The 11,805-nt window shown below is 70.0% G+C and carries 13 protein-coding genes, 1 tRNA gene and 1 pseudogene; 8 read left to right on the plus strand and 7 right to left on the minus strand.

Annotated features, from left to right (window positions below):
- Positions 1 to 1,038, minus strand: a 1,038-nt coding sequence (locus tag V6M45_RS12330) for an OmpA family protein (protein WP_332656833.1), incomplete at its 3' end; no start/stop codon positions are given.
- Between the two features lie 171 nt (positions 1,039 to 1,209).
- Positions 1,210 to 1,887, minus strand: a complete 678-nt coding sequence (locus tag V6M45_RS12335) for an acylneuraminate cytidylyltransferase family protein (protein ID WP_332656834.1) — start codon at positions 1,885 to 1,887, stop codon at positions 1,210 to 1,212.
- 422 nt (positions 1,888 to 2,309) lie between these two features.
- Between V6M45_RS12335 and argB the strand changes: the two genes are divergently transcribed.
- From argB to dapD, 3 genes are read left to right on the plus strand one after another with little or no spacing between them, the layout of a single operon-like run.
- Entirely contained in the window at positions 2,310 to 3,239 is a 930-nt protein-coding gene (gene argB, locus V6M45_RS12340) for an acetylglutamate kinase (RefSeq protein ID WP_332656845.1), read from the plus strand.
- A complete protein-coding gene (locus V6M45_RS12345) occupies positions 3,236 to 3,931 on the plus strand; it encodes a pyrimidine 5'-nucleotidase (protein WP_332656836.1) in 696 nt (231 codons plus the stop codon). The genes argB and V6M45_RS12345 overlap by 4 nt, the downstream gene beginning before the upstream one ends.
- Entirely contained in the window at positions 3,928 to 4,785 is an 858-nt protein-coding gene (gene dapD / locus V6M45_RS12350) for a 2,3,4,5-tetrahydropyridine-2,6-dicarboxylate N-succinyltransferase (protein ID WP_332656837.1), read from the plus strand. The genes V6M45_RS12345 and dapD overlap by 4 nt, the downstream gene beginning before the upstream one ends.
- A gap of 3 nt (positions 4,786 to 4,788) precedes the next feature.
- Here dapD and V6M45_RS12355 read toward each other — a convergent pair whose 3' ends face one another.
- Positions 4,789 to 6,012, minus strand: a complete 1,224-nt coding sequence (locus V6M45_RS12355) for a PQQ-dependent sugar dehydrogenase (RefSeq protein WP_332656838.1) — start codon at positions 6,010 to 6,012, stop codon at positions 4,789 to 4,791.
- A 185-nt stretch (positions 6,013 to 6,197) separates the two neighbouring features.
- Here V6M45_RS12355 and V6M45_RS12360 point away from each other — a divergent pair.
- A tRNA-Met gene (locus tag V6M45_RS12360) sits at positions 6,198 to 6,274 on the plus strand.
- A 19-nt stretch (positions 6,275 to 6,293) separates the two neighbouring features.
- On the opposite strand, the gene V6M45_RS12365 is transcribed toward V6M45_RS12360, so the two are convergent.
- Entirely contained in the window at positions 6,294 to 6,608 is a 315-nt protein-coding gene (locus V6M45_RS12365) for a hypothetical protein (RefSeq protein ID WP_332656839.1), read from the minus strand.
- Positions 6,609 to 6,773: 165 nt separating this feature from the next.
- Between V6M45_RS12365 and V6M45_RS12370 the strand changes: the two genes are divergently transcribed.
- Positions 6,774 to 7,031, plus strand: a complete 258-nt coding sequence (locus tag V6M45_RS12370; protein ID WP_332656840.1) for a hypothetical protein — start codon at positions 6,774 to 6,776, stop codon at positions 7,029 to 7,031.
- A 7-nt stretch (positions 7,032 to 7,038) separates the two neighbouring features.
- On the opposite strand, the gene V6M45_RS12375 is transcribed toward V6M45_RS12370, so the two are convergent.
- Positions 7,039 to 7,665, minus strand: coding sequence for a TlpA family protein disulfide reductase (locus V6M45_RS12375; RefSeq protein WP_332656841.1), 627 nt, complete (start codon positions 7,663 to 7,665; stop codon positions 7,039 to 7,041).
- A 61-nt stretch (positions 7,666 to 7,726) separates the two neighbouring features.
- On the opposite strand from V6M45_RS12375, the gene argH reads away from it, so the two are divergent.
- Genes argH through lysA form a run of 3 tightly spaced genes read left to right on the plus strand, consistent with a single transcriptional unit; the run spans position 7,727 to position 10,609 of the window.
- Positions 7,727 to 9,091, plus strand: a complete 1,365-nt coding sequence (gene argH, locus V6M45_RS12380) for an argininosuccinate lyase (RefSeq protein WP_332656846.1) — start codon at positions 7,727 to 7,729, stop codon at positions 9,089 to 9,091.
- Positions 9,091 to 9,327 (plus strand): hypothetical protein, encoded by a 237-nt coding sequence (locus tag V6M45_RS12385; RefSeq protein ID WP_332656842.1) that lies wholly within the window; start codon positions 9,091 to 9,093, stop codon positions 9,325 to 9,327. Before argH ends, V6M45_RS12385 begins: the two co-directional genes overlap by 1 nt.
- Positions 9,328 to 9,331: 4 nt before the next feature.
- The gene (gene lysA, locus V6M45_RS12390; RefSeq protein WP_332656843.1) at positions 9,332 to 10,609 is read left to right on the plus strand and encodes a diaminopimelate decarboxylase; all 1,278 of its coding nucleotides are present in this window, start codon (positions 9,332 to 9,334) and stop codon (positions 10,607 to 10,609) included.
- Positions 10,610 to 11,094: 485 nt separating this feature from the next.
- Here lysA and V6M45_RS12395 read toward each other — a convergent pair whose 3' ends face one another.
- Both V6M45_RS12395 and V6M45_RS12400 read right to left on the minus strand, forming a co-directional pair.
- On the minus strand, positions 11,095 to 11,625 hold the full coding sequence (locus V6M45_RS12395; protein WP_332656844.1) for a phosphoribosyltransferase: 531 nt from the start codon (positions 11,623 to 11,625) through the stop codon (positions 11,095 to 11,097).
- A pseudogene (locus tag V6M45_RS12400) lies at positions 11,618 to 11,805 on the minus strand (hypothetical protein); the annotation flags it as partial. The pseudogene V6M45_RS12400 and the gene V6M45_RS12395, both read right to left, overlap by 8 nt.

The raw sequence follows: 11,805 nt of genomic DNA on the forward strand, positions 1-11,805 counted from the left end.
CGAGATCACGCCGCCGTTGACGCCCTGGGCGACCAGCGCGTCCGCAACGGTGCGGGCGCGGCGGTTGGACAGGCCGACGTTGTAGGCGGCCGAACCCGAGGTGTCGGCGTGGCCGACGACCAGCACGCGGGTCGGACGGCCCGACTTGGCGTAGTTGGCCGCTTGCGTGACCACCGACTGGGCTTCCGCGGTGAGATCCGAGCGATCCCAGTCGAAGTAGACCACGAACTCACGCGCGACCGGAGGCGGCGGGGGCGGCGGGGGCGGGGGCGGCGGCGGCGGCGGCGGCGTCACCACCGGCGGCGGCGGGGGCGGCGGGATGTAGGCCGGCTCGGCCGCGCCGAACGCATAGCGCAGGCCCAGGCTGATCGACTGGTCGGTGTAGCGACCGCCGACTTCACCCAGATCGCCCGCGGGCGCCGAGGCGAAGGTGTCGAACGAGAAGTTCGACATCAGGTAGCGGTAGGTCAGGTCCAGGCTCGCCCGGTCGCTGAGCGCCCAGGAGAGGCCGGCGATGGCCTGGGCGGCCAGTTTCGCCGAGCTGTCGTCAGCGCCCACGCCGATGGCGCGGTTGGCGGCCAGCGTGCCCAGGAACTCGGTGTTGACCCGGTTGACGCCGGCGCCGAGGCCGATGAACGGACGCAGCGACGAGTCGGCGTTGCCGAAGTCATAGAGCACGTTCACCATCAGCGAGGTGGCCGTGAGATCCCCATCGGGGTTCTCGCAGGCGCCGGCCGCCGGGGTGACGTTGCAGATCGCCGGCGCGCCGCCGTCGGTCAGCTCGCCCAGCTCGCCCGGACGATAGCCGCCCTCGAGCTCGACGCGCCAGTTCGGCGTGAACCGATAGCCCAGACGGGCGAAGCCCGCCCAGTCGTCGTCGACTTCCATGTCGACGCCGATGTTGGTTTCGACGTCCGCCGTATGCCAGCCAGCGTCAATCGCGCCGTACCAGCCGTTCGGATCAGCGGACGCGGCGCCGGCCGACAGGGCCAACGCCCCGGCGGCGCTGGACGCCAGAATGAAAGTCTTAACGCGCATGGGTGGATGCCCTCCGCAGCCCAAGTGAATTTTCTCGTGGCGGCGCACGAGCCGCCGCTCGCGCTCACATAACAGCCCCGCCCGCTCAGGTCGAGCCGGAGAACCCTCGAATGGCGACAAGCGTGACCATTCAGCTACAGCGCGCCACCGGGCGCCGACGCTCGCGGCGGTTCATCGAGGTTCGGTCGCGCCGACAGACAAAAGCGCTTCGCAAACAGTGAACTCGGCAAGTGTATCGACATCCCAGCCCCTTTCGAAGGGCATCGGATAGGCCAGCGCGCCGTCACACTGAAAGGTGCGCTTGCGCAGGAGAATGTCGGGCCGGCCCACATAGATCGCGCCATTGACGACCGCTGTTCGCTCAAGATCGACCCCGCCCGGACAGTACCGGCCAGCGGCGTCGATCCGACCGTAGAAGGCGGGAGGCTTGGGCAGGGGGGAGACTCCGATCACCGCCGGGGCCCCGGTCTCGTCACACAGGCGGATAGCGCAGTCGATATCCTCCGCCGTGCGCAGCGGCGAGGTGGGCTGCAGCAGCACGACATAGTCCCATCGTCCGCCGACCTGTTCGAGCGCATGCTCGACGGCGTCAATGACCGAGGCGGCCGGCCCGGACAGATGCCCGGGGCGCAGGAAGGGCGGCGGCCACCCCATGTCCGAGGCGACCGCCGCGACCGCCGGATCGTCGGTGGACACCACCAGATGGTCAATCAGGACCGATCCGCGCGCAGCCTCAAGGGTCCAGGCCACCATGGGCCGGCCCGCCATGGGACGGGTGTTCTTGGCGATCAGCCTTTGCGAACCGCCCCTGGCCGGCACGACCGCCAGTATTCGCCGGTCCCCTATCACGCGCCGGCGCCGCGGTCTGATCGCCAATCGCCGGCCCAGATGAGACGCCGCGGAGAGAGAGTTGAATTAGTCACGGCCCCACCGGAAAGATCGACTCCCGGAGCGTAGCGCGCCCGAGTGAAACGACAAGCGGGCCCGGGGCCCCGAGGCCGGAGCCTGCCTCAGCCTCCCCCGGTGCGATTGGAGGCTTTTCCCGTTCCGTCGCAGACCGGGCAGGTCTCGCCTGACGGGAGCGCGCCGGCGCCGAGGCATTCCGGACAAAGGGTCGAATCCGGGTGCAGCAAGGACGCCGGGTCGGCGGGATCGGAGGGCGTCAGGTCCCGATCGTCGATGTCATGCTCGTTCATCCCGTCGGAACGGGCAGGCCACGCTCCGGTTTCATGATGACAGGACCCTGGCTTGGCATTACGGACCCGCTGGTGATGGACGAAACCGAACGGCAATCCGAAGAACGCGGCTGGGACACGGCGAAGACCCTGGCCGAAGCCTTGCCGTACATCCAGATCTATGACCGCAAGACAGTCGTGATCAAATACGGCGGTCACGCCATGGGCGAGAGCGCCGTGGCCAAACAGTTCGCCGCCGATGTCGTGCTGCTGAAGCTGATGGGTGTGAATCCGGTGGTGGTTCACGGCGGCGGGCCGCAGATCAGCGCCATGCTCGACAAGGCCGGGGTCAAATCGGCCTTCGTCGACGGTCTGCGGGTGACCGACCAGGACACCATGCAGGTGGCCGAAATGGTCCTGTCCGGCGCGGTCAACAAGGAGATCGCCCACTGGATCACCATGGCCGGGCGCAAGGCCGACGTGCGCGGCATCGGTCTGTCCGGCAAGGACGCCGGCCTGCTGACGGTCGAGAAGACCCGGCGCACCAAGCGGGATCCCGACAGCATGATCGAGCATGAGGTCGATCTGGGCTTCGTCGGCGAACCGACCCGGGTCGATCCGAAACTGGTCGTCCGGCTTCTGGAGTCGGATGCCGACTGGGTGCCTGTGATCGCCCCGATCGGGGTCGCTGAGGACGGACAGACCTTCAACGTCAACGCCGACACCGTCGCCGGGGCGCTGGCCGGCTCTCTGAAGGCCAAGCGCATGCTGCTGCTGACGGATGTCGCCGGGGTGAAGGGCGCGGACGGCGAGATCATTCGCCAGATGACGGTCGGCGAGGCCGCCCGGTTGATCGAGGACGGCGTCGCGACCGGCGGCATGATACCCAAGCTGGAGACCGCCATCGCCGCCGTCCGGGACGGGGTCGAGGCCGTGGTCATTCTCGACGGCCGACGTCCGCACGCCATGCTGGTCGAGCTGTTCACCGAACACGGCGCCGGCACGCTGGTGAAGGCGGAAGAATGACGGCCGAACCCGTTTCGCCGACGGAACTCGGCGCCGACCTGCGTCATGTGCGCAGCTGGATCTTCGATCTGGACGACACCCTCTATCCGCCCGAGCGGCAGATCCTGAAGCGGGTCAGCGAGCGCATCGGCCACTTCATGGTGCGCACGACCGGCCTGCCGCCTGATGAGGCGAAGGCGCTTCAGAAGCGCTATCTGATGGATCACGGCGCGGCCCTGGGCGGGCTGATGAAGGACTACACGATCGACCCGGAAGAGTTCCTGGCCGATGTGCACGACGTGCCGCTGCACGATCTGGAGCCGGACGAGGGTCTGCGGGCCGGGCTGGAGCGGCTGACCGGCCCCCGCTACGTCTTCACCAACGGCTCGACCCGGCACGGCGAACGTGTGCTGGAACAACTGGGGATCAGCGACCTGTTCGACGGCCTGTTCGCGGTCGAGCACGCCCGGCTGGTGCCGAAACCGCATCCGGACACCTTCGCCCTGATGCTGGACCGGTTCGGTCTCGACCCCGCCACGGCCGCCTTCTTCGAGGACACAGTGCGCAACCTGGACCATGCCAAAGTGCTGGGGATGACGACCATCCTGGTCGGCCCCCACGCCTTTGACGCCGAGGCGCCGTTCATCGATCACCGGGCCGCGGCGCTCGGTCCCTTCCTCGCCGCCGCCATCCTGCCGGGAGACCCGACATGACAGATCTCGCGCACCTTGAGACCATCATCGAAGCGGCGTGGGAGGACCGGGCCGACGTCTCGACCTCGACCCACGGCGACGTCCGCAAGGCGGTCGGGCAGGCGCTCGACATGCTGGACGCCGGCGAGGCCCGGGTCGCGTCGCGCGGCGATGACGGGGTCTGGACGACGCACCAGTGGCTGAAGAAGGCGGTGCTGCTGTCCTTCCGGCTGAACGACAACGCCCTGGTCCGCGGGGGGGATCGCGGCCCGGCCAGCCATGCCCCGGGCGTGGGACCCTGGTGGGACAAGGTGCCGAACAAGTTCGGCGACTGGACCGCCAACCACTATCAGGACGCCGGTTTCCGGGCGGTTCCGGGGGCGATCGTGCGCCAGGGCGCCTACATCGGCCGCAACGTCGTGCTGATGCCCTCGTTCGTGAACATCGGGGCCTATGTCGATGAGGGCTCGATGGTGGACGCCTGGGCCACGGTCGGCAGCTGCGCCCAGATCGGCAAGAACGTGCATCTGTCCGGCGGGGCCGGCATCGGCGGCGTGCTGGAGCCGCTGCAGGCCAATCCAACCATCATCGAGGATGGCTGTTTCATCGGGGCCCGGGCCGAGGTCGCCGAGGGCGTCATCGTCCGCGAGGGCGCCGTGCTGGCCATGGGGGTCTATCTGTCGGGCTCGACGAAGATCGTCGATCGGGCCACGGGCGAAGTGTTCCGGGGCGAGGTGCCGGCGTATTCGGTGGTGGTGCCGGGCAGCCTGCCCGACCCCAATGGAGGGCCGTCGCTGTACTGCGCGGTCATCGTCAAGCGGGTGGACGCCCAGACACGCGCCAAGACCGGGGTCAACGAGCTGCTGCGCGACTGACCGTCAGCGCGCCGCCAGCCGCACCAGCTTGCCGTTCTGCTCGTCAGTAATGGCCCAGATGGCGCCGTCCGAAGCGACAGCGACATCGCGGACCCGCTCGCCGAGTCCGGTCAACAGCCGCTCCTCGCCGACGGCCCGGTCGTTCTCGATCACCAGACGGGCGATGTGCTTTTCCTTCAGGGCGGCGACCAGCAGGTTGCCGCGCCAGCCGGGGAACATGGCCCCGTCGTAGACGGTCATGCCGCCGGGGGCGATGACGGGGTCCCAATAATACACGGGCTGTTCGGTCCCTTCACGGGCGGTGGCGCCCGCGTTGATCGGCGCGCCGCGATACTCGATTCCGTAGGCGACATCCGGCCAGCCGTAGTTGAGCCCGGCGCGGTCGAGGTTGAGCTCGTCGCCGCCGCGCGTGCCGTGCTCGATGGTCCAGACCCTGTCGCCTGAAATGGCGATTCCCTGCACGTTGCGGTGGCCCAGCGACCAGATCTCCGGCAGGGCGCCGGCCCGGCCGACGAACGGGTTGTCCTGTGGAATCGAGCCGTCGGCGTTGATGCGGATGGTCTTGCCCATGTGCGAGCCGAGGTCCTGCGCCTGCGGCCGCATCGGCGCGTCGGAACGCTCGCCCAGGGTGATGAACAGCTTGCCGTCAGGCCCAAAGGCCAGAGACGAGCCGAAATGTTTGTCGCCGTCGTAGACCGGCAACGCCCGGAAGATGACCTGCACGGCCTCGACGCGGGAACCGTCATCGGACAGGCGCCCGCGGGCGACCGAGGTGGCGTTGCCCCCGTCGCGGGGCTCGGCGTAGCTCCAGTAGATCAGGCGGTCGGCGGCGAAGGCGGGCCCGATGATCACATCCAGCAGTCCGCCCTGGCCGCGGGCGTCGACGCGCGGCAGGCCGGAAATCGGTTCGCCCACCTCGCCAGCGGCGGTGATAATGCGGAGGCGGCCGGGCCGCTCGGTGACCAGCCAGCGGTCATCGGGCAGCCGGGCCAGACCCCACGGGTGCTCCAGTCCGGACGCCACGACCGTATGCTCGAGGGCGGCTTCGGTGCGGACGCCCGGCGCCCGGGTCTGACCGGGAAAGGCCGGCTGCTGATCCGCGCCGTTGGCGGGGCGGGTTTCGAGCGGAGCCCCGGCCCGGGCCGGGGCCTCGTCCTGACCGTTGGCCCCACAGGCGGCCGCGAGCGCGAGCATGAAGACCGGGGCGGCGAGAGGGAGCAGGCGCATGGAAATGACCCCGTGGGACGGCGGATGGCGGAAGGACCCCGTCAACCTTGGCGTTCCCCGCGGCGGGTGCAAGGCCCCGCGACGCACGGCGGCGCCCGGGACGACTTGAAACCGCCCGCGCCCCCCTCTATAGGCACGCCTCTTCCGGCGGACAGACCAGTTCCCGCCGGAACCCGGAAGATCGGGGCTGGGTAGCTCAGCTGGTTAGAGCGGTGGATTCATAACCCACAGGTCGGCGGTTCGAGCCCGCCTCCAGCCACCATTCCTCCTCGGCGACGGGACTATCGGGCGCGGCAGGTCTGCCGGACGCGCAGCGCCATCTGACGCTCGCCCGCCTCGTTGGCGAGGGCGCGGGCCTCACGGCACTTGCCTTCGTCCATCAGGGCCTGGACCCGGTTCGCCAGCTCGACCCGCTCGGCCCCATAGGCGGCGGCGGCCTCCTCGGGCGTCATGGCATTCTGGCGCCGCATCTCCTCGCTTTCGAAGCGCCAGCTTTCCTGCTGCTGGGTCATGCGGCCGACCGGCCCGGGGGGCGGTCGATTGGTAGTGCTCTGTGCGGTGGCGATCGAAGGCGCCGTCAGGAGGACGACGAGCATGGAAGCAACCATCGTACTGGATTTCATGTCCCTGACCCCTTTACACTCCCAAGTGACGACGCAGAGTACCATGAGGGGCGCCGGCCGACAGCCCCCCGGCAACCGGGCCCAGCCTCCCGCGTTCACTCGCCAGAATCCAGTGTTGAATACGGGGATATCATGACCATGCGACCCATTGCCGTCGCCGTCTCGGCGGCCCTCGCTCTCGCCGCCGCCGCCTGCACCGAGGCCGAGCAGGACGAAACCCAGGCCGACGCCAACGAAGCGGGCGCCTCGCTGCAGGAAGAGGCTGCCCAGGTCGGATCGGCGATCGAAGCCGGCGCCAAGGAAGTCGCCCAGGAGATCGACGAGGGCACCGACCGGCTCGCCGTGGAGGCCGACGAACAGGAAGCCGAGACCAAGGCCGACGCCCGGGGCAACTAGGGCGGGATCAGGCGGGCTCCGCCAGCAGGGTGTCGATCAGGGCCCGCGCCTCGGGGCTGGCCCAGTCCGCCTCGCCCGAGAAATGCGCACGGATCCGGCCCTGGCGGTCCAGCAGCACCGTCTGGGGCATCTTGCCCTTGCCGGGCAGTTCGAACGGCAACTGGAACTTCATGTCGCTGTAGAGCGGCAACGGTTCGTGCACGTCGATGAAGCTCTTCGCATCGGCGAGGGCGTCGGGGCTGCTGTCGACATTGATCGGCAGCACCACCAGGTCTGTCCCTGCGTAGAGTTCGGCCAGCCGGGCGAGGGTTGGCATCTCGGTGCGGCACGGGGCGCACCACATGGCCCAGACGTTGACCACCACGACCTTGCCGCGGAAGTCCGACAGCCGGGCATCGGCGCCGTCGCGGGTCTTGAAGACATGGGTCGGGGCGGGCTCGAGGACCGCCGGCGTCTCGAGCCGGGCGATGGAGCCTGTGGCGTAGCGGGCCAAGGCGCTCTTCGCCGGCGGGGCGGACGGCGCCACGGCTTTGTCGAACAGGTCCGGTTTGGCGTATAGCAGCGCCGCGCCGCCGATCACGCCGATCAGCAGCACCCCTGCAATCGCGCCGACTACCGCCCTGGAAACCTTCATGCCCGACCAGACGCCTCCCGATCCCGAGACCAAAGCCGAGGCGACGGCGAAAGGTCAAGACATGTGGGGCGGCCGCTTCTCGGCGCGGCCGGCCGACATCATGCAGGCGATCAACGTCTCGATCGGCGTCGACCGGCGGCTGTGGGCCCAGGATCTGGCCGGGTCGCGGGCGCATTGCCGCATGCTGGCCAGGCAAGGCATTGTGACCGCGGCGGACGCGGACGCGATCCTCGGCGGGCTGGACGCGATCGAGGCGGAGATCCGGGACGGGACCTTCCCGTTCCGCGACCAGTTCGAGGACATCCACATGAATGTGGAGGCCCGGCTGGCCGAGTTGATCGGCGAACCGTCGGGCCGACTGCATACGGCGCGCAGCCGCAACGACCAGGTGGCCACCGATTTCCGCCTGTGGGTGCGGGACGCCTGCGACGCGGCGGCGGAGCAGCTGAAAGGTCTTCAGCGCGCCCTTCTGGCGCGGGCGGAGCAGCACGCCGGCGACCTGATGCCGGGCTTCACCCATCTTCAGCCGGCCCAGCCGGTGACCTTCGGCCACCATCTGATGGCCTATGTCGAGATGTTCGGCCGGGACGCCTCGCGCTTCGCCGACGCCCGGGCGCGGATGAACGAGAACCCGCTGGGGGCGGCCGCCCTGGCGGGGTCGCCCTTCCCCATCGACCGGCACATGACGGCGGCCGAGCTGGGCTTCGACCGGCCGATGGGCAATTCGCTGGACGCCGTCTCGGACCGCGACTTCGCGCTGGAGAGCCTGGCCGCGGCCTCGATCTGCGCCGGCCATCTGTCGCGGCTGGCCGAGGAGATCGTGGTGTGGATGACGCCGCAGTTCGGCTTCGTGACCCTGCCCGACGACCTGACCACCGGCTCGTCGATCATGCCGCAGAAGCGCAATCCGGACGCGGCGGAGCTGGTGCGGGCCAAGACCGGGCGTATCATGGGCTCGCTGGTGGCCCTGTCGACGGTGATGAAGGGCCTGCCGCTGGCCTATTCGAAGGACATGCAGGAGGACAAGCCGCCGGTGTTCGAGGCCTTCGACGCCCTGACCCTGGCGCTGGGGGCGATGACGGCGATGGTTTCGGCGCTGCAGCCGGACACGGAGCGGATGCGGACGGCGGCGGGTTCGGGCTTTTCGACCGCCACCGATCTGGCCGACTGGCTGGTGCGCGAGCTGAACCTGCCGTTCCGCAAGGCGCACCATGTCACCGGGGCGGCGGTGAAGCGGGCCGAGGCGCTGGGCGTGGATTTGTCGCAACTGCCGCTGGTCGAACTGCAATCGCTTGAGGCGGGCGTGACGGAAGCGGTTTACAAGGTGCTCACCCCTGAGGCCTCCTGCGCCAGCCGCCAGAGCTTCGGGGGCACGGCGCCGGAACAGGTCCGCGCGCGCATCGCCGAGTGGAAGACGCGTCTGTGATGAAAAAGCTGGTTCTCGCGGGCGCCGCCGCCCTGATCGCCGTCTCCGCCGCGGGTTGCGGCCGGATGGCCGACCTCGACGCGCCGCCGGCCAAGCGCACGGAGCGCAGCCTTCCGGACGCGCGCGGTCCCGGACCGGTGGAGCCGGCGACGGTCTACCGGCCGCCCAGCCAGGCGCCGATCGACGGCGGGCCCAGCTCGAACCCCTACGGCGGTTCGGGCTCCGACCCCCGGTAGAGCCTTGCACCATTTCCACCGGATCGACGGCGCCCTCCAGGCCGAGGCCGCGCCCCTCGAGGCAATTGCCGAGGCCGTCGGCACGCCGGTCTATGTCTATTCGACCGCGACCCTGACCCGCCATTACCGGCTGCTGCGGGAGGCCGTCGACGCGCACCGCCCGGCGCTGGGAGAGGCGCTGATCGCTTTCGCGGTGAAGGCCAATTCGAACCTGTCGGTGCTGGCGACCCTCGCGCGGCTGGGCTGCGGCGCCGACACGGTGTCGGAAGGGGAGATCCGGCGAGCGCTGAAGGCGGGCGTGCCCGGCGACCGCATCGTCTTCTCGGGCGTGGGCAAGACCGACGCCGAACTGGCCTTCGCCATCGAGGTCGGGGTGCGCCAGATCAATGTCGAGAGCGCCGTCGAGCTGGACCGGCTGATCGCCGTGGCGGCCGCGAAGGGTGCGGCGCCGGAAATCGCCATCCGGGTCAATCCGAGGATCGGCGCCGGGGGCCACGCCCGGATCACCACCGGCGGGGCGACGGACAAATTCGGCGTTCCGGCCGGGGAGGCGCCGGCGCTGTACGCCCGGGCCGCGGCCTCGCCGCATGTGACGCCGGTCGGGCTGGCCTGCCATATCGGCAGCCAGATCACGGCGCTGGAGCCGCTGGAGGCGGCGTTCAGGGCCCTGCGCGAGATGACCCTGGCGCTGCGGGCCGAGGGGCTGGCGGTGAGCCGGCTGGACCTCGGCGGCGGGCTCGGGGTGCCGTACCACGGCCAGACCGACCTGCCCTCGATCGCCGACTATGTGGCGATGGCGGCGGGGGTGCTGGACGGGCTGGAGGTCGAGGCGGCGTTCGAGCCGGGCCGGCTGCTGGCGGCCAACGCCGGGGTGCTGCTGAGCCGGGTCATCCAGATCAACGCCCGCGAGGACGGGCGGCGGTTTCTGGTGCTGGACGCCGGCATGAACGACCTGATGCGGCCGGCGCTGTATGACGCCTTTCACGATGTGATCCCGGTGCGCGAGCGGACGGGCGAGGCCGGCCCGTACGATCTGGTGGGGCCGATCTGCGAGTCGACGGACGTCTTCGCGCGGGACCGGACCCTGCCGCCGCTCGAAGCCGGCGATCTCGTGGCCTTCATGGGCGCGGGCGCCTATGGGGCGGTGCTGGCGAGCGAGTACAATTCGCGGCCGCTGGTTCCGGAGGTGCTGGTGGACGGCGATCGTTGGGCGGTGGTGCGGGCAAGGCCGTCGTACGACGAGATGTGGTCGCGAGAGCCGAAGGCGGACTGGCTGGGCTGAGGCCGGTTTTACCCGGGTAGAAAGCGGTTTCAGGCGTCCGAACCGTCCGAACCGTCCGGCTCCGGGTGTGGCGGTCCGCGACGGCGCGCGTGGCGGTTCAGTTGTCAAAGACCGGCGGGACTGACGAACGGCGCATTATGCGCCCGCTGTTTTCTCCGGCGGGAAGATTGGGTCGAGAAAAGCGGATGCGGTTGAAAGGGCGGGATGTTTTCCGCTGAACCAGACCATGTTTCCGCGGATTGCCAGCACAGCGTCATGGGACGGCCGTCCTTCTCCCGATGGGAGAAGGTGGCGGGGCGGAGCCCCGCCGGATGAGGGTCGGCGGGCGCAGTCGGCGTAAGCCGCGGCACGGGACGGCGATGCGGCTTGCGCCGAATGCCGATGATCGGCCCTCACCCTTTGGCTGCTTCGCGCCGCCCTCCGGGTCGCCTTGCCGCTCGCTCCGCTCACGGAGGCTCAAGCCCTCTCCCATCGGGAGAGGGTCGCTAGTCCAAAGCGCAGATATCCGGGAGGCCGCGCAGGGCGCCGGCGTGGTCGAGGCCGTAGCCGACAAGGAAGCGGTTGGGCGCCTCCCAGCCGACGAAGTCCGGCTCGGGCGCGCGCGGCAGGGGCCAGGGCTTTTTGGCGAAGACGCAGGTCAGCACCTCGGCCGCGCCCGCCTCTTTCGCGATCCGGACCGCCTCGGCCAGCGACAGGCCGGTGTCGAAGACGTCGTCGAGGATCAGCACCTTCTTGCCGGCGATGGGGCGCTGGAAATTGGCGTAGACGTCGATCCTGCCGCGGCTTTCCTTCTCGTCGCCATAGGAGGCCAGCCACAGGGCGTCGAAGCGGACGTTGCGCCCGATCCGCGACAGGGCCCGGGTCAGGTCGGCGGCGAACCACAGGCCGCCGGTCAGCAGCACGGCCGCGACGGTCTCGTCGTCGGTGACCGGCGCGATCTGGCGGGCGAGGTCGGCGACGATGCGCGCGACCTCCGATTCGGGCAGCAGGACGGTGGGGGTCGCGGTGTCAGCCATGCGAGGCGGATACCGCCTCGGGCCCGTGCGAGTCGATAGCCGCCGAAACGGGGACGGGCACGGCGTCGATCGGCTGCATGTCCGGCGCGGCGGCGGGGTCGGGCGCGAGGGCGGGACGCAGGCCGGCGACGTCGGCCGCCGGCAGGGGACGCTGGACAGCCGGGGCCGCGGCCGGCGCGC

This window comes from Brevundimonas sp. (assembly GCF_036676055.1).
Classification (GTDB): domain Bacteria; phylum Pseudomonadota; class Alphaproteobacteria; order Caulobacterales; family Caulobacteraceae; genus Brevundimonas.